Annotated in this window: 22 protein-coding genes and 1 pseudogene; 17 read left to right on the forward strand and 6 right to left on the reverse strand. The window is 74.1% G+C overall.

All coding sequences use genetic code 11. From position 1 onward, the window contains the following. The first annotated feature begins 93 nt into the window (after nucleotides 1-93). The gene (locus Pdca_RS16280; RefSeq protein ID WP_232021596.1) at nucleotides 94-1,266 is read left to right on the forward strand and encodes a coiled-coil domain-containing protein; all 1,173 of its coding nucleotides are present in this window, start codon (nucleotides 94-96) and stop codon (nucleotides 1,264-1,266) included. On the opposite strand, the gene Pdca_RS16285 is transcribed toward Pdca_RS16280, so the two are convergent. After that, nucleotides 1,252-1,623: a DUF2834 domain-containing protein gene (locus tag Pdca_RS16285; protein WP_085912227.1), complete on the reverse strand. Its 372-nt coding sequence runs from the start codon at nucleotides 1,621-1,623 to the stop codon at nucleotides 1,252-1,254. The genes Pdca_RS16280 and Pdca_RS16285 overlap by 15 nt on opposite strands. Before the next feature lie 23 nt (nucleotides 1,624-1,646). Beyond that, nucleotides 1,647-2,938 (reverse strand): annotated as a pseudogene (locus Pdca_RS36095) (FAD-binding oxidoreductase). Between the two features lie 70 nt (nucleotides 2,939-3,008). Here Pdca_RS36095 and Pdca_RS16300 point away from each other — a divergent pair. Beyond that, the gene (locus Pdca_RS16300; RefSeq protein ID WP_085912230.1) at nucleotides 3,009-3,896 is read left to right on the forward strand and encodes a LysR family transcriptional regulator; all 888 of its coding nucleotides are present in this window, start codon (nucleotides 3,009-3,011) and stop codon (nucleotides 3,894-3,896) included. 73 nt (nucleotides 3,897-3,969) lie between these two features. Here the strand turns inward: Pdca_RS16300 and Pdca_RS16305 are convergent, their stop codons facing one another. After that, a complete protein-coding gene (locus Pdca_RS16305; protein ID WP_085912231.1) occupies nucleotides 3,970-4,767 on the reverse strand; it encodes a hypothetical protein in 798 nt (265 codons plus the stop codon). Between the two features lie 144 nt (nucleotides 4,768-4,911). Between Pdca_RS16305 and Pdca_RS16310 the strand changes: the two genes are divergently transcribed. The 3 genes from Pdca_RS16310 (at nucleotide 4,912) to Pdca_RS16320 (ending at nucleotide 7,635) form a co-directional block, all read left to right on the forward strand. Next, complete coding sequence (locus tag Pdca_RS16310; RefSeq protein WP_232021597.1) at nucleotides 4,912-5,790, forward strand: DUF3097 domain-containing protein; 879 nt, start codon at nucleotides 4,912-4,914, stop codon at nucleotides 5,788-5,790. 74 nt (nucleotides 5,791-5,864) lie between these two features. Then, complete coding sequence (locus Pdca_RS16315) at nucleotides 5,865-6,311, forward strand: NfeD family protein (RefSeq protein ID WP_085912232.1); 447 nt, start codon at nucleotides 5,865-5,867, stop codon at nucleotides 6,309-6,311. 94 nt (nucleotides 6,312-6,405) lie between these two features. Next, on the forward strand, nucleotides 6,406-7,635 hold the full coding sequence (locus tag Pdca_RS16320; protein ID WP_085912233.1) for an SPFH domain-containing protein: 1,230 nt from the start codon (nucleotides 6,406-6,408) through the stop codon (nucleotides 7,633-7,635). 72 nt (nucleotides 7,636-7,707) lie between these two features. On the opposite strand, the gene Pdca_RS16325 is transcribed toward Pdca_RS16320, so the two are convergent. Then, nucleotides 7,708-8,607 carry a glycosyltransferase family 2 protein gene (locus tag Pdca_RS16325; protein ID WP_158092117.1) on the reverse strand — a complete coding sequence of 300 codons (900 nt, stop codon included), beginning with the start codon at nucleotides 8,605-8,607 and terminating at the stop codon, nucleotides 7,708-7,710. Nucleotides 8,608-9,145: 538 nt separating this feature from the next. Here Pdca_RS16325 and Pdca_RS36935 point away from each other — a divergent pair. From Pdca_RS36935 to Pdca_RS16350, 5 genes are all read left to right on the forward strand, one after another. Then, on the forward strand, nucleotides 9,146-10,213 hold the full coding sequence (locus Pdca_RS36935) for a glycosyltransferase family 2 protein (RefSeq protein ID WP_373865476.1): 1,068 nt from the start codon (nucleotides 9,146-9,148) through the stop codon (nucleotides 10,211-10,213). A gap of 93 nt (nucleotides 10,214-10,306) precedes the next feature. Beyond that, nucleotides 10,307-10,684, forward strand: coding sequence for a hypothetical protein (locus Pdca_RS16335; protein ID WP_125911436.1), 378 nt, complete (start codon nucleotides 10,307-10,309; stop codon nucleotides 10,682-10,684). Further along, nucleotides 10,681-12,393, forward strand: a complete 1,713-nt coding sequence (locus Pdca_RS16340) for a lipopolysaccharide biosynthesis protein (RefSeq protein WP_085912235.1) — start codon at nucleotides 10,681-10,683, stop codon at nucleotides 12,391-12,393. The genes Pdca_RS16335 and Pdca_RS16340 overlap by 4 nt, the downstream gene beginning before the upstream one ends. Then, nucleotides 12,390-14,453, forward strand: a complete 2,064-nt coding sequence (locus Pdca_RS16345; RefSeq protein WP_085912236.1) for a hypothetical protein — start codon at nucleotides 12,390-12,392, stop codon at nucleotides 14,451-14,453. The genes Pdca_RS16340 and Pdca_RS16345 overlap by 4 nt, the downstream gene beginning before the upstream one ends. Next, entirely contained in the window at nucleotides 14,450-14,800 is a 351-nt protein-coding gene (locus Pdca_RS16350) for a hypothetical protein (protein ID WP_085912237.1), read from the forward strand. Before Pdca_RS16345 ends, Pdca_RS16350 begins: the two co-directional genes overlap by 4 nt. 88 nt (nucleotides 14,801-14,888) lie before the next feature. Here the strand turns inward: Pdca_RS16350 and Pdca_RS16355 are convergent, their stop codons facing one another. Beyond that, a complete protein-coding gene (locus Pdca_RS16355; protein ID WP_085912238.1) occupies nucleotides 14,889-16,361 on the reverse strand; it encodes an NAD-dependent succinate-semialdehyde dehydrogenase in 1,473 nt (490 codons plus the stop codon). 65 nt (nucleotides 16,362-16,426) lie between these two features. Here Pdca_RS16355 and Pdca_RS16360 point away from each other — a divergent pair, with 65 nt between their 5' ends. Both Pdca_RS16360 and Pdca_RS16365 read left to right on the forward strand, forming a co-directional pair. Continuing rightward, the gene (locus Pdca_RS16360; RefSeq protein WP_197719998.1) at nucleotides 16,427-17,626 is read left to right on the forward strand and encodes an acyl-CoA dehydrogenase family protein; all 1,200 of its coding nucleotides are present in this window, start codon (nucleotides 16,427-16,429) and stop codon (nucleotides 17,624-17,626) included. Further along, complete coding sequence (locus Pdca_RS16365; RefSeq protein ID WP_085912240.1) at nucleotides 17,626-18,636, forward strand: acyl-CoA dehydrogenase family protein; 1,011 nt, start codon at nucleotides 17,626-17,628, stop codon at nucleotides 18,634-18,636. Before Pdca_RS16360 ends, Pdca_RS16365 begins: the two co-directional genes overlap by 1 nt. Before the next feature lie 6 nt (nucleotides 18,637-18,642). On the opposite strand, the gene Pdca_RS16370 is transcribed toward Pdca_RS16365, so the two are convergent. Then, nucleotides 18,643-19,110 (reverse strand): pyridoxamine 5'-phosphate oxidase family protein, encoded by a 468-nt coding sequence (locus Pdca_RS16370; RefSeq protein WP_232021599.1) that lies wholly within the window; start codon nucleotides 19,108-19,110, stop codon nucleotides 18,643-18,645. Nucleotides 19,111-19,143: 33 nt separating this feature from the next. Between Pdca_RS16370 and Pdca_RS16375 the strand changes: the two genes are divergently transcribed. From Pdca_RS16375 to Pdca_RS16395, 5 genes are all read left to right on the forward strand, one after another. Next, nucleotides 19,144-20,283: a type III PLP-dependent enzyme gene (locus tag Pdca_RS16375; protein WP_085912242.1), complete on the forward strand. Its 1,140-nt coding sequence runs from the start codon at nucleotides 19,144-19,146 to the stop codon at nucleotides 20,281-20,283. Nucleotides 20,284-20,347: 64 nt separating this feature from the next. Further along, nucleotides 20,348-21,667 carry an adenosylmethionine decarboxylase gene (gene speD, locus Pdca_RS16380; RefSeq protein ID WP_232021600.1) on the forward strand — a complete coding sequence of 440 codons (1,320 nt, stop codon included), beginning with the start codon at nucleotides 20,348-20,350 and terminating at the stop codon, nucleotides 21,665-21,667. A 191-nt stretch (nucleotides 21,668-21,858) separates the two neighbouring features. Beyond that, nucleotides 21,859-22,815 (forward strand): SGNH/GDSL hydrolase family protein, encoded by a 957-nt coding sequence (locus Pdca_RS16385; protein ID WP_232021601.1) that lies wholly within the window; start codon nucleotides 21,859-21,861, stop codon nucleotides 22,813-22,815. A gap of 49 nt (nucleotides 22,816-22,864) precedes the next feature. Beyond that, the gene (locus Pdca_RS16390) at nucleotides 22,865-25,405 is read left to right on the forward strand and encodes an FUSC family protein (protein ID WP_085912244.1); all 2,541 of its coding nucleotides are present in this window, start codon (nucleotides 22,865-22,867) and stop codon (nucleotides 25,403-25,405) included. Next, the gene (locus tag Pdca_RS16395) at nucleotides 25,402-26,142 is read left to right on the forward strand and encodes an enoyl-CoA hydratase (protein ID WP_085912245.1); all 741 of its coding nucleotides are present in this window, start codon (nucleotides 25,402-25,404) and stop codon (nucleotides 26,140-26,142) included. Before Pdca_RS16390 ends, Pdca_RS16395 begins: the two co-directional genes overlap by 4 nt. Nucleotides 26,143-26,309 lie beyond the last annotated feature (167 nt).

The following is a 26,309-nucleotide window of genomic DNA, read 5'->3' on the forward strand; positions in this document are numbered from 1 at the left end:
ACGAAACGATGGTTCTGTTGGTTCGTAGTTCAGTTTTTCGAACTAGATACCAGTTACACAGTTATAAACATACGAACTGGTACCGTGTTCGGCGTGGTCGACACCGCCGTACGCTGCGAATACAGCCGTTGCCGCGCCGAGCTGCCGCCTCCCGGCCCCCAGGGAGGCCGCCCCCGGTCGTTCTGCCGCGACACCCGCTGGGAGGGCGGGCGCACCTGCGCCCAGATGGCCCGGGCCGAGCGGGAGGCGCTGGGCGCACTCGGCCTCGACACCGGGGCCGGGGCGTTCGCGCTGGACGCCGACCGGCTCCGCGAGCACGTCACCGCGGTCGCCGGCCCGGTCGCCGAGCTGGCCGCGGCGCTGACCGCCGTGCAGGAACGCCTCGACGAGGTGCAGCGCGACGCGCTCGCCGCGACCGAACAGGCCCGCAGCAGGGCGGCCGAGGCCGATCGCGCCCGGCAGGAGGCGGAGGCCGCGCGGGACACGGCGCTGGGCCGGGCACGGGAGGCGGAGAAGGTCACCGCCACCGCCCGCCGCGAGCGCGCCGAGGCGGTGACCCGCTCCGAGGAGGCCGCCGTCACCGCCCTGGAGGCGACCGAGGCGCTGGGGGCGGCCCGTCAGGAGGCGGCCGGCGCCGTCGCCGCGCGGGACCGCGCAGTCGCCGACGCCGCCGAGGCCCGGAGGGAGGCCGGTGCCGCACGGCAGGACCGGGAGCAGGCCGTCCTGGCCGCGGCCCGGGCCGTGCAGGAGCGGGACGCTGCCGCCGACCTGGCCGCCGGGCGGGAGCGGGAGCGGGACGAGGCGCGAACCGATGCGGCCGGGCTCCGCGACGCGCTCGCCGCGGCCCGGGCGGAGGCCGGGGCCCTGCGCGAGGACCGCGAGACCCTGCGCGACGCCGTGGCCGCGGCCGGCGCCGAACGCGACGAGCTGCGCGCGGAGGCCGACCGGCTACGGGCTGCGGGGGAGCGGTCGGCGGCCGAGCGGGACCGGTACGCGGACGCCGCGGCGGCGGTCACCGCGGAACGGGACCGGCACGCCACCGCGGCCGAGGCGGCGGTAGCCGAGCGGGACCGGTATGCCGCTGCGGCGGCGGAGCGGGACCGGTTCGCCGCCGCAGCCGACGCGGCGAACCGGGAGCGCGACGCGCTCGCGACAGCCGAGCAGGTGGCGCGGGAGCGGATCCGTGAACTGGAGTCCGGCGCGGCGGAGCGCCGGCTGCACGCCGACGACCTGGCCGCGCTGGTCACCGCGCTACGCGGCGGATGATCCCGGCAATGCCTCGGCCCGGCGGCGCAGCGCGAGCTCCCGCAGGCCGAGGAACAGCGGAAACGTGAAGGCGATCGCGATCGCGAAGCTGAGCGGCACCAGCACCCAGACCCAGCGGATCCAGCCGAGCCGGGCGCCCTCGGCCACCATGAACACACAGGCCGCGAGCGCGACGACGATCACGTCCACCGCCGCCGACGAGCTCGCCGGGTTCGCGAACCAGCCGCCGAGATAGCTGAGGCCGCCCGGATCGGCGAAGAACGCGATGTTGAACGCCCAGGTGCCGACGAGGCCGGCCGCGGACAGCACGAACCAGACGATCGCGAGCGCGATCCGGCCGGGAGCTGCGACGGACATGAATCCTCCGATGGATAGTGAGACTATCCAGAAACGCTACCATCGGCCCCGGAAGCCGTCGGCCCGAACCGGAACGACGGGTGCCTGCCCACCGTGTGCCGGGCGAACCCCGCCAGTACCCCGTCCACCTCACTCCGGGCGAGCTCGGCACCGACCACCTCCGGCCCGCTGCCGGACTCGAACGGCGCGAGCGCACCCACCAGGTACGACGCGTCCCGGCCCGGCACCGAATCGGGCACCACGGCCGCCCGGCCGGCGGCCCCGCCGAGATGCCGGATGCCGGTGACCACCATCGGGCCGGTCCGGGCGGCCACCGCGTCGAGCCCGGCGCCCTCGACGTCGGAGAGCAGCAGGTTGTCGCCCAGGTAGGCGTGCGGGACCTCCGGCTCGGCATGGACCCGGCCCAACTCGGACGGCTGCAGCGGGCCGATCGTGTCCTCGTCGGCGGCGACGGCGGCCCGCAGCGGGGCGAGCAGCGCATCGGCCCGGGCGCCGTCCCCGCACACGACGACGGCGATGCGCAGCACCCGCCGCCCGCGCAGATCCGCCGGCAGGAACGGCAGGTCCGGGTACGGGACGACGGCCAATCCGGAGGTGACGTCGGCAGGCAGGTCGCGCGTCCAGTCCAGCCAGGCGTGCAGCGCCCCCGGGTCGGAGGCCGGCTCGTCGGCCGGGCCCAGCACCCGCACCAGTCCGCCCCCGGTCAGCGGACCGGCCGGGAGCAGTCCGATCGTCACCTCGGTGACGATCTCGCCGTCGGCCGGGCCGGCGCCCCGCAGCCGGGCGAACCGCTCCGGATCGGTGGCGTCGACGGTGCGCACCGCACCGGCGGCGTCGACCAGCTCGATCGAACGGACATGATCGGCGGTCCAGCCGTCGGTGCGCGCGGTCAGCCCGAGGCCCCCGCCGAACAGGTACCCGGCGACGCCCACCGACGGGGCGCTGCCGGCGGCCGGTCGCAGGCCGTGCGGGGCCGCCGCAGCGAGGACCTCGGCCAGCGGGCCCCGGCGCCGATCCGGGCCAGCCGCTGCACGGGGTCGATCCGTACCGCCGCCATCCGCGAGGTCGCGACCAGCACCCCGCCGTCGGCGGGCGCGCGCAGGCCGTGGCCGGTGGCGTGCACGGTCAGCGGGAGGCTCCGGCGGTGCGCGACGGCGAGCACGGCCGCGACGTCGCTGCTGCCGAGCGGCTCGACCACGACGGCGGGCCGGTGGACGAGGCCGGTCTGGAACGAGGCGATCGGATCGCCGGCAGGCCGGACCGGCCCGGCGATCGCCGCGGCGAACTCGTCGACGAGGGTCTGTGTCGTTCTCATGTGACCACCGTCGAGCAGCCGAAAGTATAAGTCCAAGAGCTGGATCAGCTACTCGCTAGCATTGCTGGTTATGGAACTGCGCCATCTCCGGTACCTCGTCACGGTCGTCGACGAGGGGACCGTCACGGCGGCGGCCGAGGTGCTGCACGTCGCCCAGCCCGGGATCAGCGCGCAGCTGCGGCAGCTGGAACGCGAGCTGGGGGAGACGCTGCTCGAACGCGGCCCGCGCGCGGTGGTGCCGACCGAGGCCGGGCTCGCGGTGCTCCCGCACGCCCGGGCCGCGCTGGCCGCCGCCGACGGCGCCCGGGACGCGATAGCGGCGCTGCGCGGGCTGGTGCGCGGCCGGGTGGCGGTCGGGATGGCGTCGTCGCTGCCGGAGACCGTGCTCGCCGATCCGGTCGGCGCCTTCGCGACCGCGCACCCCGGGGTCGACGTGACGTTGCGCGAGGGAACCGCCGACGACCTGCTGGGCGCGCTGCGCTCCGGCCGCCTCGACGTCGCCGTGCTGGGGCTCCCGGGTGCTCCGCCGCCCGGGATCGAGAGCCGGGTGTTGACGGAGGAGCGGCTGGTCGCGGCGGTCGCCGCGGACGACACCGCGGCCGGACTCGATGTGTTCCCGCTCGCCGGGCTGGCCGGGCGCCGGCTGATCTGCCTGCCACCGGGACACGGTCTGCGGGCGGCACTGGACACGGCGCTGGCCGCACACGGGACCGCCACCCGGGTGGCGTTCGAGGCCGGGTCGATGAACCTGCTGCTGCGGTTGGCGGGGGCGGGTGCGGGGGTCGCGATCGTCCCCGAACCGGCGCTGCGCGCACCCGCGGTGCTCGCGCTGGACCGCCCGCCGGTGGCGGTGCCGCTGGAACCCGAGGTGCGTACGCGGCTCCACCTGGCCTGGCGCGCCGGGGGACCGGCCGGCCCCGCGGCCCGTGCCCTGCTGGAGAGCCTGGATACCGGGTGAGTGCCGGCACCCGTCCGGCGCCGTGGCGGCTGTCCGCCGGGAACCCCGGACGCCGGGTGAGCGAGTCGGCCGTTCAGGTCCTCGGGACCGACACCAGCACCCGGACGGCCTCGCCGACCGCGGCTCGCCGGGCCACCCGCACCGCGGTGGCGATCGGCCGCAGTGCGTCCGAGCGGGCCACCGCGGCGGACGCCGACAGCGCGCCACCCGGCTCGTCGCCGGCGGCCGCGACCAGGATCGCGTCGACCTCGTCGGCCTGCTGCAGTACCCGCAGCGCCTGCGGCGGCATGCCGCCGGGCCAGAGCGCCCGCGGGCGCCTGCGCAGCGACGCCGCGATCTCCTCGCGCACCCCCGGCCGGTGCCGCGCCACCCCGAGATCGGCGATCACCGCGGCCGCGTTGCGGACCTGCCCGCGCAGCTCCCGCTCCGCCTCGTTCAGCGGAACGTACTCGGGGGCCGGACCGCTGTCGGGGACGGCGTAGACCGTCCAGCGGACGACACCGTCGGCGATCGGGGACGGGACCACCCCGAAGCCGGCCCCGGGGAACAGCACGCCCTCACCGGTCGTCGTCGCCTCGCGGGAGAACCGCCCCGGCCCCGGCAGCCCGCGGACGTCGCCGGGGGCGGCGAGCACCAGCCGGGCCTGACCGCGCGGCGCCGCGCGGCGCACGGCGGCCAGCAGCAACGCGAGCGACGTGGGGCGCCCACCCGGACCGGGGAGGTCGGTGAGCAGGGCCGTGTCGTCGTCGGCGGCCAGCACGTCGTGCGCCTCGGACCACGGGGCGAGCGCGTCGAGGACGTCGTCGGGGGCCGCGGCTCCGGCCAGCCAGGCCGAGGCCCACACGGCCAGGGTCGCGGAGGCACAGGACACGGCGGTCAGGCTAACCGTCGATCACGGTCCGCACACCCCGGCACGTGGGTGACGCTGTGTGGCATGCCGCCTGCGGGGTGTCACCACGAACGGCTGGGCGTGTCGTGCCCCGGTCACCGCGGGCGGCCGTCCGATACTCGGACGATGAGCCGGACCCACGACTACCGCGGGATGTTCGACGCCGCAGGCACCCGGACCGTCCGACGCAAGCAGGTGCCCGAGGTGCCCGCCGAGCCGGGACTCGTCGTGGAGGATCCGGCCACCGGGTTCTGCGGCGCGGTGGTCTCGATCACCGGCTCCGAGGTGACGCTGGAGGACAGGTTCGGCGGCCGGCGGGTGTTCCCGCTGCGCCCGGCGGCGTTCCTGCACGAGGGCGCACCGGCGACCCTGGTCCGGCCGGCTCCCCGGCAGGCCGGTCGCACGCTGTCGGCGTCGGGCTCGGTGCACGTGGCGAACCTGAAGGCGCGCACCGCCCGGGCCGCCCGGATCTGGGTCGAGGGACTGCACGACGCCGAGCTCCTGGAGCGGGTGTGGGGGCACGACCTGCGGGTGGAGGGCGTCGTCGTCGAGCCGCTGCACGGGGTCGACGATCTCGCCGCGGCCGTCCGGGAGTTCGATCCGGCGCCGCACCGGCGCCTCGGCATCCTGGTCGACCACCTCGTCGACGGGTCCAAGGAGACCCGGCAGGCCCGTGACGCCTACCGGGCCACCCCGCAGGCGCAGCACAACGTGCTGGTCACCGGCCATCCGTACGTCGACGTGTGGCAGGCCGTGAAGCCGTCGGTGGTCGGCATCCGGGAGTGGCCGACGATCCCCCGCGGCACCGACTGGAAGACCGGGATCTGCGCGCGCCTCGGCTGGGGCGAACCCGCCGACGGAGCGCGCCGGGTGCTCGGTGCCGTCCGCAGCTATCGCGATCTCGAGGCGCCGATGATCGGTGCCGTGGAGCGGCTCATCGATTTCGTGACCGCGGCCACCTCCGGAGAACCGGACGCAGGGGGCGCAAACTCCGCCATGCAATAACGATCAGGCCACCGCCCGGGGTGTTCGGCGTGGATTCGGCGTCGCGGAATGTCCGGTTCTGGCACCCTGGGGGCATGACGGCACTGATCTGGCTGCTCATCGGGGCGGTACTGGTCGGGGCCGAGTTCGTGTCCGGCGAGCTTTTCCTGGTGATGCTCGGTGGAGGCGCACTCGCCGCGGCCGGAGGTGCTGCGCTCGGATTGGGCGCGGTCGGGAGCGCAGGCGTGTTCGCGATCGTGTCCGTGTTGTTGCTGCTGGCCGTGCGGCCGGTCGCGAAGCGGAAACTGCAGGAACGGATGGGCACCCTGGAGAGCCACCAGGACCGGTTCATCGGATCGGCGGCCGAGGTCGTCGAACGGGTGGACGGTCAGCGCGGTCAGGTGCGGATCGGCAAGGAACTCTGGTCGGCCCGCTCCTTCGACGGCCAGGAGGTCCTCGAAGAGGGTGCCAGCGTCACCATCCTGCAGGTCACCGGCGCGGCCGTGCTCGTCACCGGCCGGGAGCAACTGCCGGAGTCCTGAACCGCCCTCGGCGGAAGGGCACCGGCGATCAGCCCCGGGTACTCCGGGGTGGACATGAGCGCCGGTCCTCCGGCGCGCATCGAGGGGAGACCGGATGGATGCCGGTTTGATCATCGCAGCAATTCTGCTGGTGCTGGTCGTGACCGTCGTCGTGAAGTCGATCGTCATCGTCCCGCAGGAGTGGGCCTACATCATCGAGCGACTCGGGCGTTACCACAGCACCCGTGAGGGTGGTCCGGCGATTCTGGTGCCGTTCGTCGACCGGACCCGGGAGCGGGTCGACCTGCGCGAGCAGGTCGTCTCCTTCCCGCCGCAGCCGGTCATCACGCAGGACAACCTGACGGTCAACATCGACACGGTCGTCTACTTCAAGGTCAACGACGCCAAGGCGGCGGTCTACGAGATCGCCAACTACATCGCCGGCGTCGAGCAGATCACCACCACCACACTGCGCAACGTGGTCGGCGGCATGACCCTGGAGCAGACGCTGACCTCGCGGGACCGGATCAACACCGCGCTGCGCGGCGAGCTGGACGAGGCCACCGAGCGCTGGGGCATCCGGGTCGCCCGGGTCGAGATCAAGGCGATCGACCCGCCGCCGTCGATCCAGAACTCGATGGAACAGCAGATGAAGGCGGACCGCGAGAAGCGGGCCATGATCCTCACCGCCGAGGGCCAGCGGGAGTCGGCGATCCGCAGCGCGGAGGGCAACAAGCAGTCGCAGATCCTCACCGCGGAGGGCGCCAAGCAGGCGGCCATCCTCTCCGCAGAGGCCGAGCGGCAGTCCGAGATCCTGCGGGCGCAGGGTCGCCGGGCGGCGCTGTACCTCGAGGCGCAGGGTGAGTCGAAGGCGATCGAGAAGAAGTTCGCCGCGATCAAGGCCGGGCGCCCGACGCCCGAGCTGCTCGCCTACGAGTACCTGCAGACGCTGCCCGAGATGGCCAAGGGAGACGCCAGCAAGCTCTGGGTCGTGCCGTCGGACTTCGGGAAGGCCCTGGAGGGCTTCACCCGGATGCTCGGCGCACCCGGCGAGGACGGCGTCTACCGGTTCACCCCGAGCCCCGACGACGGCACGGTCTCCCGGCCGGCCGACGACGACGAGGCGCTGAAGGACTGGTTCGACACCTCCACCGACCCGGAGATCGCCCGCCAGGTCGCAGAGGCCACCGCAGCCGCGCAGAAGGAGGTTCCGCCGGTGGGGGATCGCTCCTCGGCCGGTGGCAACGGAGGCGGCGCGGTTCCCGCGCAGCTGGAGGGCTCGCGTGAGGTGCCCGGACTGGACACCGGCGCGCTGCCGAACGGCTCGCAGGAGCAGCACGGCTGACCGTTCGTTCCGAACACGAGGGGCCGTGGCCCGGTGCACGCACCGGACCACGGCCCCTCGGTCGTTGCTGGGTCAGCGGCCGTCGCCCGCTGCCGCCTCCTGCTGCTCGGCCAGCACCCGGTCGTCCTTGCGGGCGGCGATCCGGGAGACCTTGAACAGCGCCTTGCGGCGGGCCCGGCCGAACGGCAGCGCCAACCGGCCGATCCGCACGTCCAGCGGCCGCACGTCGAACGCGCCGGAGCCGCCCAGCTCGTCGAGCAGCAGCTGCTGCTCGTCCGAGATCTGCTGCTCGAACTCGGCGGAGACCGAGCCGCGGGAGATGCGGAACGCGGCGAGGGTCTCCGGGAGACCGAGGAAGTCGCCGTACTGCAGCAGGCGCATCCAGAGGTCGAGATCCATGATGAACCGGCGGTCGCCGCGCCAGCCGCCCGCGGTCACGAACTGCTCCCTGCGGAACAGCACGTTGCCCGGCTCGCCGATCGGGTTCGCCCCGTTCCGGATCACCCGGCGGGCGACCTCGCTGCCCGAGTGCAGGCCGACCAGGCCGCCGCCGAGGCCGCGCCGGGGCACCAGCACCCGGCTCTGCTCGTCGATCATGTGCCGGCGTGCGGCGACGACGGCCAGCGACGGGTCGTCGCGCATCGGTGGCACCTGCAGCTCCAGGCAGCGCGGGTGCAGCAGGTCGTCGGCGCACACCAGCTTCACCAGGGGCGCCCGGCACAGGTGCACCGCACGGTTCCAGTTGTCGCCCTGCGGGAGCGTCTCCCGGTTGTGCTCGACCCGGATCCGCCGGTCGCGGAACGAGGTGGCGATCTGCCACGTCGCGTCGGAGCTGTTGTTGTCCAGGACGACGAGCTCGAAGTCCCCCAGAGTCTGCTCCAGGATGCTGCGGATCGTCTCGGCCAGGAAGGCTTCGCCGTTGTAGACCGGGATGCAGACGGACACGCTGGGCAGGAAGCCGCCGGGCCTCATCGGGTACCTCGTGGGGTCGGAAGTGTCGTGCGGGCGGCACGTAACGCTACCCCTCCGGCCACCGGTGCCCCTCGGCGGCGGCCCGACACCCCCTGAGGGGCGGGATCGATCGACGAAGGTCGATCGCGGATTCCTCCGTTCGTCGTGATCGACTCGCCGCTCGTCGGAAATTCGGTGCGCGCCGTCGGGTCCGGGCCTGTTCGGGCGGTCCCGCGGCCCACCGGACGGTGCACCGTCCGTAGTATTCGGGCAGTGCTCGCGTGGCTGGGCAGCTGCGAAACCGGCTATACCAGCAAGGGGTTGCTCCGGTCGGGTGATACCCGATGCGGCCGAGGTCACGTAACGCGAGCGTCGGCGCCGGAGATAAGCCGTATGCCCCCCGTTGTGGGGGCGACAAGATCCGGCGCCGTCGTCGCCGCCGGGCACAGAGAGCGAGCTCGCCATCCGCGTGCGCCCAGTACCGATCAATTCGGGGGAGAGACCGGTGAACCAGCGCCCTGACCACGGACCACGTCGTCCGAGCGAACCCAGAGTGTCGGTGATCGTACCGACACGAAACGAGGCACGGAACCTGGAAGTCGTGCTGCCGGCAGTCGCCGCGGTGCGCCCGGCCGTGCACGAGGTGATCGTCGTCGACGGCAACTCGAAGGACGGCACCATCGAGACTGCGCAGCGCGTGCTGCCCGGCGTGCGGATCGTGCGCCAGACCCGCAAGGGCAAGGGCAACGCGATGGCCTGTGGTTTCGCCGCCGCGACGGGGGACGTGCTGGTCATGTTCGACGCCGACGGCTCGGCCGACCCACAGGAGATCCCGCGGTTCGTCCAGGCGCTGGTCGAGGGGGCCGACTTCGCCAAGGGCAGCCGTTTCACCAAGGGGGGCGGCAGCGACGACATCACGCTGCTGCGCAAGAGCGGCAACGCCGGGCTGAACCTGGTCGCCAACACGCTGTTCGGCACCCGGTACACCGACCTCTGCTACGGCTACAACGCGTTCTGGGCCGACATCCTGCCGGTGCTGGACCTGCCCGCGGTGGACATGCCGCCGCATCCCGACGGCGGGATGTACTGGGGCGACGGGTTCGAGATCGAGACTCTCCTGAACTGCCGGGTCGCCGCTGCCGGGTTCGGCATCTCCGAGGTGCCGTCGGTGGAGCGGGAGCGGATGTTCGGCGAGACGAACCTGCGCACCTTCGCCGACGGCACCCGGGTGCTGCGCACCCTCGCGGCCGAGCGCCGCAGGGCCTCCCGCGAGGACCAGGCGAGCACCCCGGCCCCGGCCGCCGTCGTCGCCCCCGCCGGGCACCCGGTGAACCGGACGGGCGGGATCAACCCGGCACCGTCCGTCTCCGGGAGCAGCCCGTCCACCGCTCCGGTGGAGCGTTCGCGCCCGGCTCCGCGCCGTCCGGCCGGCGAGGCGCCGGCCGTTCCGCCGTACCGGCCGCAGCAGGCCCCGCAGCCGGCCGGTCGCGACCGCCGTGGTCAGGAGGTCGGTGGCGCCGCCGCCGGCGCCGGGTCCGCGCGCGCCGCCACCGCCTCCGCGCAGGACGGGACCGGCCGTCCCGAGCAGGTCGGCGTGCGGTACGCATGGGGTGAAGAGGCGTCCTGACGGACCTACCGCGACCCTCGGGGTCGCCGAGACAGCCACCGGCGCCCGTCCGATCGGACGGGCGCCGGTGATCGGAAGAAGGGGAGTACCGCGGTGAGCGTGCCGTCCGCAGCAGAGCTGACCCGGGCGAGGACCGCGCGTCGTTACGTGGCGATCCTGTTGGTGCTCGCCGGCGTCATCGCCTGCGTGCTGAACCTGCTGGACGTCAGCGGCGGCGCGCTCGGCGAGTTCCGGCTGCTCATCACGATGGGCTTCCTGCTGCTCGGCCCGGGCTGGGCCGCGGCAGGCTTCCTGCGCCGGGCACCCGCGGCACACGTGTGGCTGCTGACCCTCGGCGTCGGCACCGCGGTCACCCTGATCGGTGGCCAGCTCATGGTGAGCCTCGGGCTCTGGTACCCGAGTGTGGCCCTGTTCCTCGTCACCCTGATCAGCGTCCCGTTCCTGCTCCGGCACGCGGTGGTCGCACAGTGAAGCCGGTCGGGCCGGCGCGCACCCGCCGTGATGCGGGCGCCCCCGGTCCCGGCCAGCCCCCCGGCCCGCAGGCGCCGGACGGCGACGGGACCCGGGCGCTGCCCGCCCGCCGCACCCGGTCCGGCGTCGACACCCGCGACCCCTACGCCGATCCGGAGACGGCCGCGCTGCCCTCCTCGGCTCCCACCGCTCCGCTCACCGGCCGCGATCCGGGGCCCGGCGCACCGCTGGAACCGGGTACCGGCCCGGATGCGCCCACCCAGCGGCTGGAGATCGCACACGCCCGCGCGCGCTCGCGCCACCTGGCCGAGCAGCGCACCGAGTACCTGCCGATCGTCGGCCTGCGCGGCCCGGGGGAGAACCCGCCCCCGCCGCCCTCCGACGGCCCCGGCGACGGTCCCGGCGGTGGCGACGACGACGACGGTGGGGGCAGCAGGCACTCCCGCAACGGCGGGATCGGCGACGGGATCGCGCTGACCCTGTGCTCGGCGTTCGGCTCGGTCGCCGGTCTGCTCGGCGTACTGATCGCCGCGCGGATCATGCCGCAGGCCGAGGTCGGCCGGGCATCGGAGTTCGTCTCCGCGTTCCAGCTGATCGGCGGGATGGCGCAGCTCAACCTCGGCCTGGGCCTGATGCGCTGGCTGCCCGGCGCCGGGCGCAAGTCGGTCCGGCTGACCTTCGGGGCGCTGCTGCTCATCATGCCGCTGTCCGGGCTGATCGGCCTGGTCTACGGCGTCATCGTGCCGCGGATCGCGGAGACCGCGGGCGGCGGGAGCATCGGGCTCGGCCTGCTGGTGCTGGTGCTCACCTGTGCCGGATGGGGCGTGTTCGTCGTACACGACTTCGTGATGGTCGCAATCGGGAAACCGTGGGTCGCGGTCTGGCGCAACGGCACGTTCGCGGTCATCCGGATCGTGCTGCTGCTCGCGTTCGGCGCCTCCCTGCACTCGCAGGCGATGGTGCTGTCCTGGGCGATCCCGGTGGTGCTGTGGGTGGCCGCGGGCACCGCGATGCTCTGGTACATGACCCGGCGCTTCGCCGCGTCCGGCGGCCCGGGGATCGTCCCGAGCCGGGCCGAGGCGATCGCGTTCCTCGCGCCGACCGCCCTGGCCCAGTGCGGCAACGCGCTGCTCTACAACCAGGTGCCGCTGTTCGCGAACATCCGGATGGGCAACGAGGTCGGCGCGGTCTTCTTCATCTGCTGGCAGGCCGTCACCGTGATCGACCTGGCCGCGACGTTCTTCACGAACTCGCTGGCCGTGCAGACCGCCCGCGAGCCGCACCGGGCCGAGGAATTCGCCCGGCTCGCCCGCCGCCGGATGATCATCCTGTTCGTCCCGGTCCTCGCACTGGGTGCCGCGCTCGGCTACCCGGTGCTCTCGCTGCTCGGCCAGGGCTACGCCGAGGGAGCCCCGGCGCTGGCCGTGCTGATGGTCGGCCTGCTCTTCCGGCTGATCGTCGTGTTCGAGCTGGCCCGCAGGCAGGCCGACGGCGACGGCATGGGCTACGCGAAGATCCAGCTGTTGAACACCGGCATGGTCGTCGTGTTCGCCGGACTGGTCCCGCTGCCCGACCCGGCGACCACGTCCGTCAGCATGATGATGCTGCCGGTGGTCCTGGGATACGTCGGTGCGCAGCTACTGTGCGCCCTCGCGCTCAGATTCGTACCGGCGTGGAACCGCCGGAGCACCTCGGAGGTGAAGTCGTGACGTCGGAGACCCGCCGGACGGGCGAACCCGACCCGTCCGCCCGGTCCCGGGACACGGGAGCCGACGCGGCCGTGGCCGCGTCGGCCCGGCCCGCCGAGGCGAGCCCGAGCGAGCGGACCCAGCACCTGCGCGCACCCGGACCCGACTCGCCGACGACGGCGGTCCGCGGCCCGGTGCCACGCCCCGCCGGTGACGGCCCCCCGCCCCCGCCGCCCCCGGCGCCGGGACCCACGGAACCGCTGTCCCCGCTGTGGGTCTGGGGCGCTCCCGTGCTCGCGATCCTCGCGGTGCTGCTGCTTCCGCTGGCCGCAGCCACCACCGACCTCTCCGACATGGACGGCTGGGGCCTGGCCGCGGTGCTCAGCCCGTTCGGCTGGCTGGCGGTCGCCCTCGCGGTGGCCTGCTGCGTGGTCGAGCTCTGGTCGCCCCGCCCGCGGATCCCGATGCTCGGCGCGGCGACCGGTGTCCTGATCCTGTGCTCGACCGGTATGCCCTCGGTCGTCCAGCCGCAGGCCCGGTTCACCACCGCCTGGCTGATCTCCGGCTTCGTCGATGCGGTCGCGGGCAACGGCGTGCCGCCGACCGGCGTGGACGCCCGGTTCTACTGGCCGGCGTTCTTCGCCCAGTGGGCCTGGTTCCGGGACGCCGCCGGCGCCGACCAGCTCGACGTGATCCTGCGCTGGTACCCGCCCGCGGTCGTCGCGGTGTGGGCGATCGGCGTCTATGCGCTCGCCCGCTCGATGCTGGGCGGCACCCGCGCACCGTGGGTGGCGGCCTGGCTGTTCGTCGGCCTGAACTGGATCGAGCAGGACTACTTCTCCCCGCAGGCCACCGCGATCGTGCTGATGCTGACCGTGCTGACCTTCGCGCTCGGTCCGCTGGCGACCCGCCGGGTCGACAACGCGGGAGGCTCGGTCTGGCCACGGCCACATCGGGGGGCACCTCCGCTGCCCCGGTGGCGACGCTGGCTGGTCAGCGCGATGACTCCGCCGAACGCGCCGACGCTGCCGGCGAGGCAGCTGCTGCTGATCTACTTCTGCGCGTCGCTGTGCCTCATCGCGCTGGCCCCGACGCACCAGCTCACCCCGTTCGCGATCATCGGCCAGCTGGTGGTGCTCGCGATCGTCGGCCGGTTCCGCGGCCGTGGCCTGGTGACCGTCGCGACGTTCGCGGTCATCGTGTTCGTGCTCATCTCGGCCCGGGACTTCTGGCTCACCCAGATCACCATGATCACCGGGGCGTCCGGCGACGCCGGCGCGATCGAGGCGGGCTTCTTCGAGCGGCTGCAGGGTGACCAGGGGCAGCTGGCGGTCAAGCTGCTGCGCGCGATCATGCCGGGCCTGACCTGGCTGCTCGCGATCGCCGGTGCCTGGGTGTACTGGAAGCGGCGCCGCGACCTGGTGCCGATCGCGCTGGCCGGCATCCCGATGGCGATGGCCGTCGTGCAGAGCTACGGCGGCGAGCTGCTGTTCCGCGTCATCCTCTACGGGCTGCCGATCCTGACGATCCTGTCGGTGGACGCGCTGCGCGCGTTCGCCCGGGTGAACCGCAAGCGGGAGTACCTGTTCGCGGGCGCGATGCTGCTGCTGTTCCCGCTGCTGATCCTGATCCGCGGCGGCAACGACGCCTATCTCGACGTCACCACGCAGGACGTCGAGATGACCCGCCAGGCCTACGCCGAGGCGCCACCGGGCTCCACGGTGCAACCGCTCGCGACGGTCGGCCCGTACGCCGTCGAAGGCGTCGGGGAGCACAACAACATGGCCTCCGGCGGTGACGGTTGCGCGATCCTGGCGGCCGACCCGTTCCGGTGCATCGACCTGGTCCAGCCGGACACGCTGCTCTTCTACCAGTCGATCGAGAAGCAGGGCACCGTGCTGAACGACCAGCCGGAGGGCTGGACGCTCGCGATCCGCGAGCAGTTGATCGCGTCCGGCCAGTACCGCGCGACCTACGAGAACGGCTTCAACGCGATCCTGGTCCGCAACGCGCCGGCCCCGGTCCCCGGCGCTCCGGCGCCGGAGCCCGCGCCGGGCGCGGAGGGGGTGCCCGCACCGTGAACGGATTCGTCCTGACCTGGATCGTGTTCGGCGTGATGCTGGCGCTGTTCGCGGCCCGCGCCTGGGTGGTCGAGAGCAACCGTGGGCGGCTGACCACGGCCGGCTCCGCCCAGCGCGGTCTGACCGCTGCGGTGGCCGGATCGGTGGTCGTGCTGGTCGTGATGCTGACCTTCAACGGTGGCGTGACGCTGGTCGATCTGCTGATAAACGGTGAGGCGGAGCTGACGACGCCGGCGGACGCGGCGACCGGTGGAGCGGGCCCGGGTGAGGCTCCGGTCGATCCGGCGGCACCGCCGGCGGCCGATCCCGCGGCACCGCCGGCGGCCGATCCGCCACCGGCGCCCTGACCTGCCGGAGGACCTGAGACGACGACGGGGCCCGGTGCCGATCGGCACCGGGCCCCGTCGTCGTTGTCGTGCTCGTGGCCGGCGATCCTCAGCCGCTGAAGCCGATCGCGACGTACTTGGTCTCCAGGAACTCGTCGATCCCGACGTTGCCGCCCTCACGGCCGAGACCGGACTCCTTCACCCCACCGAACGGGGCCGCCGGGTTCGACACCAGCCCGGTGTTCAGGCCGATCATGCCGCTCTCCAGGTTCTCGGCGATCCGCAGCGCCCGGTTCAGGTCCCGGGTGTACACGTAGTTGACCAGCCCGAACTCGGTCGCGTTGGCCGCGTCGAGCGCCTCGGACTCGCTGTCCACCACGGTGATCGGCGCGACCGGGCCGAAGATCTCCTCGTGGTTGAGCCGGGAGTCCGCCGGGACGTCGGTGAGCACGGTCGGCGGGTAGAAGTAGCCGGGGCCGTCGTGCGCGGTGCCGCCGATGGCGACACTCGCGCCGTTCGCGACCGCATCGGCAACCAGGTCGGTGACCTTGTCCCGGCCCTTCGCGTCGATCAGCGGGCCGACGTTCACGCCCTCCTCGGTGCCCCGGCCGACCTTCAGCGCACCCATCCGCTCGGCGAGCTTCGCGGTGAACTCCTCGACCACGCCGCGCTGGACGTAGAAGCGGTTCGCGGCGGTGCACGCCTCGCCCATGTTCCGCATCTTCGCGACCATCGCGCCCTCGATCGCGGCGTCCACGTCGGCGTCGTCGAGCACGATGAACGACGCGTTGCCGCCGAGCTCCAGCGAGCTGCGCAGCACCTTGTCCGCGGCCTGCTCCAGGAGCTTCTTGCCGACCGGCGTCGACCCGGTGAAGGAGATCTTCCGGGCCCGCCCGTCGCGGATGATCGGCTCCATCACCGCACCCGCGTCGGTCGCGTTGATGACGTTCAGCGCCCCGTCGGGCAGCCCGGCGTCGGCGAGCACCTGGGCGAACGCCAGCATGGTCAGCGGTGTCTGCGGCGCGGGCTTGATGATCGACGCGCAGCCGGCGGCGATCGCCGGCGCGATCTTGCGGGTGCCCATCGCGAGCGGGAAGTTCCACGGCGTCACGAACACGCACACGCCGACCGGCTGGCGGATCGTCAGGAAGCGGGTCAGGCCGTTCGGCGCGACCTGGTAGCCGCCGTCGATCCGGACGGCCTCCTCGGCGAACCAGCGCAGGAACTCCGAGGCGTAGACGACCTCGCCCTTCGCCTCGGCGAGCGGCTTGCCCATCTCCAGCGTCATCAGCATGGCCAGGTCGTCGGCCCGCTCGTGCAGCAGCTGGTAGGCGCGGTAGAGGATCTCGCTGCGCTGCCGGGGCGGGAGCGCAGCGATCCCGGGCTGGGCGGCGTGCGCCGCCGCGAGTGCGTCCATCCCGTCTGCCGGGGAGGCGTCGGCGACCTCGGTCAGCACCTCACCGGTGGACGGATCCTCGACGGTGGCGGTCGCTCCGTTCTCCGCCGATCGCCACGTCCCGCCGATGAACAGTCCGGTCGGGACGGCCTCCAGAACCTTGCGCTCGTCCGCAGTGGTCGTCATGGCCGCAAGGTACCCCGGTGAGTCGTCCCATAGACAGGCGCGGCGGGGATCACCGGAAGGCCATCATGGCCCCCGTGGCAGGAGCATCGACGACGCTGACCCGGTTGCCCGAACTCGTCCCCGAACCGGTCGATCTACCGGAGAGCCTGGCCGGGCTCCGGGCGGAGGTCCGGGCGTTCCTGGCAGCCGAGCGGGCCGCCGGGGCGTGGACCCCCCGGGCCGACGTGTGGCTCTCCGGCTGGGACGAGGGTTTCTCGAAGCGGCTGGGCGAGCGCGGCTGGCTGGGCATGACCATCCCCCCGGAGTACGGCGGGCACGGGCGTGGCGCGCTGGAGCGCTACGTCGTGACCGAGGAGCTGCTGGCGGCCGGCGCGCCGGTGGCCGCGCACTGGATCGCCGACCGGCAGATCGGCCCGTCGCTGCTGCGGCACGGCACCGAGGAGCAGCGGCAGGCGTTCCTGCCCGGGATCGCCCGCGGCGAGATCTACTTCGGGATCGGGATGTCGGAACCGGACTCCGGTTCCGACCTGGCGTCGGTCCGGACCAGGGCGACCCGGGTCGACGGCGGCTGGGAGCTGTCCGGCACGAAGGTGTGGACCTCGGGCGCGCACCATGCGCACGCCTTCTTCGCGCTGGTCCGGACCGAACCGCGCGACGACGCGCACCGGCACGCCGGGCTGTCCCAGTTCCTGGTCGAGCTGGACCGGCCCGGCGTCGAGATCCGGCCGATCCCGCTGCTCACCGGCGCGCACCACTTCAACGAGGTGGTGTTCGACAAGGTCTTCATCCCGGATTCTCGGGTCTTCGGTGAGCTGGGCAACGGCTGGGCACAGGTGACCGGCGAGCTCGCGTTCGAGCGGTCCGGCCCGGAGCGGTTCCTGTCCACCTATCCGCTGCTCGCGGCGCTGGTCGGGGAGCTGACCGCGGCCGGTGCGGTGGACCCGGGCACCCGGCGCCGGATCGGCTCGCTGGTCTCCCGGGTGTGGACGCTGCGCGCCATGTCGCTCGCGGTCGCCGGGGCGCTGGAGTCCGGTGCGGCCCCGGAGCTGGCCGCCGCGCTGGTCAAGGACCTCGGCACCCGCTACGAGAACGAGATCGTCGACGCGGCCCGGCTGCTGGTGGACACCCCACCGGATCCGGGTGCGGAGAGCGGGTTCGCCCGGCTGCTCGCCGACGCCGTGCTGCACGCCCCCGGCTTCACGCTGCGCGGCGGCACCAACGAGGTCCTGCGCGGCATCGTCGCGCGGGGGATGGGACTGCGCTGATGGCCCGCAACGCCGAGCTCGCAGAACTCGCCGAGTCGATCTTCGCGGCGTCCTACGACAAGGGCGCGACGGGTCTCGACACCGCCGCCTGGAAGGCCTGCGCGGAGTCCGGGCTGACCACGCTCACCGATCCCGAGGTGGGCGGCACCCTGGAGGACTCGGCCGTGCTGCTGGAGGCGGCGGGCGCCTGGGCGGCCCGGGTCCCGCTCGCCGAGACCGACCTGCTCGGCGGCTGGCTGGCCCGGGCGGCCGATCTGGCGGCGCCGGACGGGCCGTCGGTCGCGGTGACCGGATCGGCCGCCGCGGGTGCCGGCGACACCGTGTCGGTGGAGCTGGCGCGGGTGCCGTGGGGCCGGGCACTGGTCGCCGTCGTGCTGCTCGACGGTGACCGGGTGCTGGTGCTGGACACCGCGGACGCCGCGGTGACCGAGGGCGCCAACATCGCCGAGGAGCCCCGGGACACCCTGACCTTCACCGGCGTCACGCCGGTCGCGAGCGGGGCCGCCCCGGCGGGTGCCGCCGAGGAGCTGGCGCTGCGCGCCGCGCTCGCCCGGTCGCTGCTGCTGGCCGGGGCCGCCCGCGGGGCACTCGCCCGGTCGATCGGCTACGCGGGGGAGCGGCAGCAGTTCGGCCGTCCGATCGCGCGCTTCCAGGCCGTCCAGCAGATGCTCGCCGAGGCCGGCTCGGAGGTCGCCGCGGCCGCCGCGTCGTCCGCCGCGGCCGCCCGTACCGCGCGGACCGCGGGCTTCGCCGATCCGGCGACGGTGTTCGCGGTCGCCGCCGCGAAGTCCCGGTGCGGGGAGGCAGCCACCGCCGTCGCGCGGATCGCGCACCAGGTGCACGGCGCGATCGGCTTCACCCGTGAGCACGACCTGCGACTGGTCAGCACCCGGCTGTGGGCCTGGCGGGACGAGGACGGCAACGAGGCGTACTGGAACGACCGGGTCGGCGAGCTGGCCCTGCGGGCCGGCGCCGACGGGCTCTGGCCACTGGTGACCGGGCGGCCGTGAGCGGGTTCAGCCCGAGCCGAGCTTGCGGAAGTCCCAGCTGGTGATCTTCTCCGGGCGGAGCCGGAGCCAGGCGTGCCGGCCGTCGATCACGACGTGGCCGCCGGTGTAGCGGTCGGCGAACGCCTGCTCCACCCGCTCCAGCCCGGGATGCGGCTCGCCGGTGCGCGGCACCTCGCCGACCACCTCGACCGTTCCGCGCAGCTCGACCCCGCGCAGCTCGCCGTAGTCGTGCCCGGCGTCGACGACGGCCGCGATCCGCGGATCGGCGGCCAGGTCGGTCCAGCGCTGGGAGCGGGACAGCGAGGTCAGCCAGAGCGCCTCACCGTCCCAGAGGTACCAGAGCGGGGTCGCGTGCGGCCCGTCCGTGCCGTTCGTCGCGACCCGGCAGGTCCGCTGCTCGTCCAGGAACGTGGTGACCTCCTCCGGGGTCATCGCGATCTTCCGGGCACGGCGTTGCTGCTTCGGTGCGGTCACGGGTCCCAACCTACGGTGGGGGACCATCTCCGCGTGCTCTCACCCGGACTGCAGAAGGTGCTCGCGCAGCGCCACCCGACGCCGTACCTCGCACTGGACCCCGATGTCGTGCGGGAACGCCATCGCCTGCTGCGCACGGCTTTCGGCGGGGCCACGATCCTGTACGCGGTGAAGGCCTGCCCGGAGCCCGCCGTGCTGCGGGCGCTGGTCGCCGATGGCGCGGGCTTCGACGTCGCCTCCCAGCAGGAGATCGCGCTCTGCCTGGCCGCCGGCGCCGATCCGGCCACCCTGCAGCACGGCAACCCGGTGCGCGGCCCCGGCGCGGCGGCCCGCGCCGCCGCGGACGGGATCCGGCGGTTCGTCACCGACAGCGCCGAGGACGTCGATGCGCTCGCCGCCGAGGTGCCCGGTGCCCGCGTGCAGGTCCGGCTGATCGTCGACGACAGCGGCTCGGCGACCCCGTTCCACGGCAAGTTCGGTGCGCTGCCCGGCGAGGCCGTCGGGCTGCTGCACCGGATCCGGGAGCGGGGCCTGGTCGCCGCGGGCGTCACCTTCCACGCCGGCTCCCAGCAGGTCCGGCCGCAGACCTACGCGGACGCGGTCGGGACGGCGCTGGCGGTCGCCGGGCGGGCCGGGCTGCGCCGGCCGGAGCTGGACCTGGGCGGGGGCTGGCCGGTCGCCTACCGGTCCGCGGTGCCCGGGCCGGAGGTGTTCGCCGCCGCCGTGCGCGAGGCGGTGGATGCCGCGGTCACCGCGGGCCGGGTCGACGACGTCACCCTGTTCCTGGAGCCCGGGCGTGCGCTCGCAGCGCCGGCCGGGGTGTTGCGGGCGACGGTGCTGCGGGTGTCCCGGCGGCCGGGGGTGGACCACCGCCGGTGGGTCTACCTCGACGTCGGGCGCTATCAGGGGCTCGCCGAGACCGAGGGGGAGGCCGTCGGATACCCGATCCGGGTGCCGGACCGGTCCGGCCCGCCGGGGCCCGCCGTGCTGGCCGGACCCACCTGCGACGGCGACGACGTGATCTACCGGCGGACCCCGGTCGCGCTGCCGCTGGACCTGGCCGCAGGCGACGTGCTCGATCTGCTCGGCACCGGGGCGTACACCTCCAGCTACGCCTCCGTCGGGTTCAACGGCTTCGGTCCGCTCCGGGTGGTCGTCGCCGATCGGCCATGAGCCGCGCCACCACCCGGCGCGCGGAGGGGGCGTCGATCCCACATCCCGGTTAGCGTGTCCGGACGTGTCACTCTCCACCTCGCTGACCCCGCCCGTGCCGTCCACTGCGGCCGGGGAGCTCCATCCGAGCGCCGTTCTCGACGGCTCCGGCGATCCCGCGCTCCCGAGCACGTCGTCCCCGGTGGGCAGACACGTGCTGGCCGAGCTGGGCGGGATCGCTCCGGCCGTGCTGGACGACGTCGACCGGCTCCGCAGCGACCTGGCGGCCGCGCTGACCGAGTCCGGTGCGCAGGTCCGCCAGATCGTCACCGAGCGGTTCGAGCCACAGGGCGCAACCGTGGTCGCGGTGCTGGCCGAGTCGCACGCCTCGATCCACACCTGGCCGGAGCACGGCGGGATGCACGTCGACGTGTTCACCTGCGGGGAGAGCGCCGATCCGGTGGCCGCCGTGCGGCGGCTGGCCGAGCGGGTCGGTGCGACGGACACGGCACTGCAGGTCGTCGACCGGGGCGGGGCGCCGCGCACGATCACCGAGCCGATCGCCGCAGGGCTCACCCGGCGCTGGGAGCTCGGCCGGGTGCACCACGTCGCGCACACCGGGTTCCAGAAGGTGGTCGTCGCCGACACCGCGCACGGTGTCACCCTGTTCTGCGACGACGAGCGGCAGTCCACCGAGCACACCCAGCTCACCTACCACGAGGCGCTGTTCTGGCCGGGTGCGCTGCTCGCCCGGAAGCTGGAGCGGGTGCTGATCGTCGGCTCGTCCGAGGGCGTCGCCTCGGAGCTCGCGGTCGCCGCCGGCGCGACCCGGGTCGATCACGTCGACATCGACACCGAGGCCGTCCGGATCTGCGCCGAGCACCTGCCCTACGGCTACACCCCGGAATCGCTGGCCGCCGCCGAGCGCGGTGCCGGCCCGGTGCATCTCACCTACGGCGACGGCCGCCGGTTCGTGCTGGACTCCACCGAGCAGTGGGACCTGATCCTGGTCGACCTGCCCGACGAGCGGCCCGACGAGCCCGAGGCGCAGATCAACCGGCTGTACGAGGAGTCGTTCGTGCAGGCCTGCGCGGACCGGCTCACCGCGGGCGGGGTGCTGGTCTTCCAGGCGGGCAGCCCGGCGGTGTGGCGGGACGCGACGCTGCGCTCGGCGTGGCAGCGCTTCCACACGGTGTTCGGGGCGACCGGCGGTCGTGGCGTCTACATCGGCTGCGAGGAGCACGAGTGGGCCTTCCTGGCCGGTGTCCGGGAGCACATGGCCGACCCGGGCGAGGTCGCCGCGACCCGGCTGGCGCAGATGCCGGCTCGGCCCGAGCTGTGGGACGAGGTGTCGTTGCGGCACCGGCTCGTCGCACCGCTCTCGCTGCGCCGGACGACCGGCTGACGTTCCGGTGACGGTGTGTGACGGGTGCCGGGATGCCGGTGCCCGTCACACACCGCCGATCGGGTCGTAACCCGGGGTGTCCGCCCTCGTTGGTCGGATCAGGACCGGTGAGTGTCACCGGCCGCCGCCGACCGGAGGTCTCAGAGCCCGTGCGCCGTCCCCGTCCCGCCCGGTGGCTCGCCGTCGCGAGCATGACCCTGCTGACCACCGCGGGGATGAGCGCCCTCGCGCCGGCCCAGGCCGACGCGCCGACGACGTTCGCCGAGACGACGCTGTCCGCGCGCAACCTCGACAGCGCGCCGATCGGGCGCTACGTGGCGCTGGGCGACTCCTACGCGGCCGGGCCGCTGGTTCCGGTGCAGACCGGGGACCCGGCGGGCTGCCTGCGCTCCACCCGCAACTACCCGGCCGTGCTGGCCCGCTCGGCGGGCTTCACGAACTTCACCGACGTCTCCTGCAGCGGTGCGACGACCGAGGACATGACCGCCCCGCAGGCGGTCAAGCTCGGCCCCAACCCGCCGCAGCTCGACGCGCTGGACGGCACCGAGTCGCTGGTCACGCTGACCATCGGCGGCAACGACATCGGCTTCGGCTCGATCATCTCGGAGTGCACGACCCGGTCGTCGACGAACCTGCTGGGTGCCGCCTGCCGGGACTTCTTCACCGCGGGCGGCGAGGACGAGCTGGCGGAGCGGATCGACGACGCCGCGGGCAAGGTCGAGGACGTGCTGGCCGGGATCCGGGAGCGGTCGCCCGCCGCGCGGGTCGCGCTCGTCGGCTACCCGTCGATCCTCCCGGACACCGGTCCCGGCTGTTACCCGGTCGCGCCGTTCAGCGCGGGTGACACCGCCTACCTGCGGGACACCCAGAAGCGGCTGAACGAGATGCTCGCCGAGCAGGCCGCCGACGCGGGTATCGACTACGTCGACACCTACACCCCGACCATCGGGCACGACATCTGCCAGCTTCCCGGTGTGAAGTGGGTGGAGGGGCTCGTCCCGACCTCGCCGGCCGCTCCGGTGCACCCGAACTCGCAGGGCATGCGCGCGATGGCCGCGGCGACCGGTGACGTGATCGGCGTCCCGGTGGCGCCGCCGGTGACGGAGCCCGCCCCGGCGGAGACCGCCGCGGCGTCCGCGAACGGCTGATCGTTTCACCCCGGCACCGAGCCGGTGGGGTGCGTGCCAGACTCGCCGCGTGAGGACGTGGTGGGGTGAGCTGAGGTCCCGGGCCGCCGCCGTCGACCCGGGCCGGACCCGGCTGCACATGGCGGCGGTCGCGACCGCCGCCATGATCGTGGCCGCGGCGGTGGCCGAGGTCGTACGGGTGCTCACCGGCCGCCCGGTGACGACGCTGCTCTTCGCGGTGGTGCTGGCGATGGTCAGCAATCTCGCGGTGAACGAGCCGACCCTGCCCCGGCGCCGGGTGACCACCGCGCTGATGGCGCTGCCCGCCGCCGGATCGGCCACGGTGGCGGTGCTGCTGAGCCCGTACCCGATCGCCGCCGACGTGGTGTTCGTGCTGGTGATGGTGGTCGCCGTCGCGCTCCGGCGGTACGGGCCGCGCGGCACGGCGCTCGGCATGGCCGCGTTCATGCCGTACTTCTTCGTGCTGTTCCTGCGGGCGGTCCCGGCCGATCTCCCGTTCCTGCTGGTCGGTGTGGTGATCGGTATCGGGAGCACGTTCCTGCTGCGCTGCGTGGTGTTCACCCGGCGGGTGGAGAACGTGATCGACGCGCTGGTCCGCGCGTTCGAGGCCCGGCTGCACGTGCTGATGCTCGCCGCCGGCGAGGCGCTGCAGGCGCCGTCCGGATCGATCGATCTGCGGCCGGTGCTGCGGGCACAGGCCCGGGTGAACGAGACCGCGCTGCTGGTCGCCGACCGGCTGGACGAGGCCGACGACGATCCGGCGGCGCACCGCCCGGGGCGGCTGCCCGGCGGGGCCCGCCCCGGTGGGCCGGAGGGTGCCGAGACCGAGCTGGCCGGCCTGCGGCAGTGGGTCGTCGACTCGGAGCTGGCGGCCGAGCGGGTCGCGATGTCGGTCCGGCGCTCGGTGGAGCATCACGACCCGATGCCGGACGACGACCGGGAGGCGCTCGTCGCCGGGATCCGGGGGCTGGCCGCGGCGACCGCCGTCGGGACACCGCGGCCGATGGCGGCGAGCCTGTACCGGTCCGCGCGGAACTCGGTGGCCGAGATCGCCGGGCGCCCGGCGGGGACCGGTGGCAGTGCCCGGGAACAGCGGATCGCGTTCGCGGTGGGGCGGCTGGCGGACGCGATGCAGACCACCGTCGAGCAGGCGCAGCGCCGGATCGCCGAGCGCCGTGCGGACACCGATCGGCCCGAGCCCTCCGAGGAGGCCGAGCCCTCCGAGGAGGCCGAGCTCCCCGTGGCGTCTGTGACGTCCGGGGCGTCTGCGGAATCCGGGGTGTCCGCGGCGGACACCGACACCGGGCGTCCGGGCGGTGGGATCGGGTTGTACACCCGGCAGGCACTGCAGGTCGGGGTGGCGACGAGCCTGGCGATCGTCGTGGGCGAGGCGATCTCCCCGGACCGCTGGTACTGGGCGGTGATCGCGGCCTTCATCGTGTTCGCCGGGGCGGTCAGCCGCGGTGACGTGCTCAGCCGCGGCTGGGCCCGCGCGGTCGGGACGATCGGCGGCGTCGTGGCCGGGATGCTGCTGGCGTTGCTGGTCGCCGGGAACGTGGTCGTCAGCCTGGTGCTGCTGTTCGTCTGCGTCTTCCTCGCGCTGTACCTGGTGCGGGTGTCCCAGGTGATGATGGCGTTCTGGATCACCACGGTGCTCGCCCTGCTCTACGGCGTGATCGGCCAGTTCAGCGTGCAGACGATGGTGCTGCGCGTGGAGGAGACCGTGGTCGGCGGCGCACTCGGGATGCTCGCCGCCTACCTGGTGCTGCCGACGCGCTCCCGGACGGCGTTCGCCGAGGCCCTGGACGGCGCACTGAGTGCGGTGGCGGAGTCGTTGCGGGTCTCGGTGGACCGGGCGCTGGGCCGCCCCGGCGCGGGGGACCCGCCGGCGAAGGCCCGCGCGGTGGATGCAGCGGTGGCCGACGTCCGCGAACGGGCCCGGCCGCTGGAGCATCCGATCTCCCGCCGTCCGCTGCGCCGCGGGGTGCACCACACGGTGCGGGTGATCGGCGCGCTGGACCACTACACCCGGCTGCTCGCCGCGCAGGCGGTCACCGCCCACGTGCCGGGATGGGCGGCCACCCTGGAACCCGCGACCGCGCGGGTGCTGGACAACCTGGACGGTCTGCGTCGGATCCTGAACGACGGCTGGGGTCCGCCGGCTCGCCGGGAGTTCGGTACGGGCGCGGAGCCCGCCGACTACGGCGTGGTCTCGGCGGAGGATCTGATCGACGCCGCCGAGGCGGACGCCGCAACGCCGATCGACGCGGAAACCCAGCCGGCCCCAGCGGCCCGGCCAACCCCGGCAACCCGGCCCACCCCGGCGACCTCGGCCGATACGACCACCTCGACCGGCCCGGCTGCTCCGGTCACCCCGCCCATCGGGCCGTCGGCGCTGCCCGGGCTCGGCGGTCCGGCGGACACCGCGGGCTGGGACCCCGGCGGTGTCACGCCGGGGGACCGGCGCCGCCGGCTCGCCGCGGCCCGGCTGCTGCGCCGGATCGACCAGCTCGCCGTCGGACTGGCCCGGGAGCTGTGTGGTGGCGAGTGGACCGAGCCCGCGCCGGCCCGGGTTAGGCTCCGGCGGTGATCACCGTGAACACCGCCGACGGCGTCGGGCTGATCGAGCTGCACCGGCCCGAACGCCGCAACGCCCTGGACATCGCCACCTGCCGGCAACTGGTCGAGGCGACCGAGCAGGTGCGCGCGGACGGCGCCCGCGCGGTCGTCGTCGCCGGCGAGGGGCCGGCCTTCTGCTCGGGTGCCGACTTCGGCGAGGTCTACGGCGACGAGTTCCTGGAGGCGCTCTACGCGGCCCTGCACGCGGTCGCCGATCTGCCGGTGCCGGTGGTCGCCGCCGTCACCGGCCCGGCGATCGGCGCCGGCCTGCAGCTCGCGCTGGCCTGTGACCTGCGGGTCGCCGCTCCCGAGGCGGTGTTCGCGCTCCCGACGGCGCGGCTCGGGCTGGCCGTCGACCCGTGGACGATCGAGCGGCTGGTGCAGATCGCCGGTGGCGGTACCGCGCGGAGCCTGCTGCTGGCCTGCGCGACCGTCGACGCGGCGACCGCGCACGCACGCGGGCTCGCCGACACCCTCGGGGACCGGGACGCGGCGCTGGCGCTGGCCGCCGACATCGCGACAATGGCCCCGCTGACGCTGGCCTACAACAAGCGGACCGCGAACGCCTTCGGTCGCGGCGGGCAGACGGCCGACGACGTCGTCGCCGGCCTGCAGGCCGAGTTCGCCGCCTGCTGGACGGCGTCCGACATCGCCGAGGGCCGGGCGGCCCGGGTGGAGAAGCGGACCCCGGTGTTCCAGGGCCGCTGACGCCCGGCCCGTCCACCGGGTCGTTGCGGAGTGAACGACCGTCTGTCGACCTTCCGGTACCGCCGAACGGACCAACGCTCCGCTCCGGGGGCGTTCAAGATCACCTGCGACTACTCTCCGGGGTCAGACGTATGCGTCGGGCGGCGAGCCCGACGGCCCGACGGGAG

Source organism: Pseudonocardia autotrophica (genome assembly GCF_003945385.1).
GTDB lineage: Bacteria > Actinomycetota > Actinomycetes > Mycobacteriales > Pseudonocardiaceae > Pseudonocardia > Pseudonocardia autotrophica.

Excerpts from the sequence above, each read along its gene's own strand:
- Pdca_RS16285 (WP_085912227.1), bottom strand. The coding sequence starts at position 1,623 with ATGTCCGTCGCAGCTCCCGGCCGGATCGCGCTCGCGATCGTCTGGTTC.
- Pdca_RS16300 (WP_085912230.1), top strand. The coding sequence starts at position 3,009 with ATGGAACTGCGCCATCTCCGGTACCTCGTCACGGTCGTCGACGAGGGG.
- Pdca_RS16310 (WP_232021597.1), top strand. The coding sequence starts at position 4,912 with ATGAGCCGGACCCACGACTACCGCGGGATGTTCGACGCCGCAGGCACC.
- Pdca_RS16315 (WP_085912232.1), top strand. The coding sequence starts at position 5,865 with ATGACGGCACTGATCTGGCTGCTCATCGGGGCGGTACTGGTCGGGGCC.
- Pdca_RS16320 (WP_085912233.1), top strand. The coding sequence starts at position 6,406 with ATGGATGCCGGTTTGATCATCGCAGCAATTCTGCTGGTGCTGGTCGTG.
- Pdca_RS16325 (WP_158092117.1), bottom strand. The coding sequence starts at position 8,607 with ATGAGGCCCGGCGGCTTCCTGCCCAGCGTGTCCGTCTGCATCCCGGTC.
- Pdca_RS16355 (WP_085912238.1), bottom strand. The coding sequence starts at position 16,361 with ATGACGACCACTGCGGACGAGCGCAAGGTTCTGGAGGCCGTCCCGACC.
- Pdca_RS16360 (WP_197719998.1), top strand. The coding sequence starts at position 16,427 with ATGGCCCCCGTGGCAGGAGCATCGACGACGCTGACCCGGTTGCCCGAA.
- Pdca_RS16365 (WP_085912240.1), top strand. The coding sequence starts at position 17,626 with ATGGCCCGCAACGCCGAGCTCGCAGAACTCGCCGAGTCGATCTTCGCG.
- Pdca_RS16385 (WP_232021601.1), top strand. The coding sequence starts at position 21,859 with ATGACCCTGCTGACCACCGCGGGGATGAGCGCCCTCGCGCCGGCCCAG.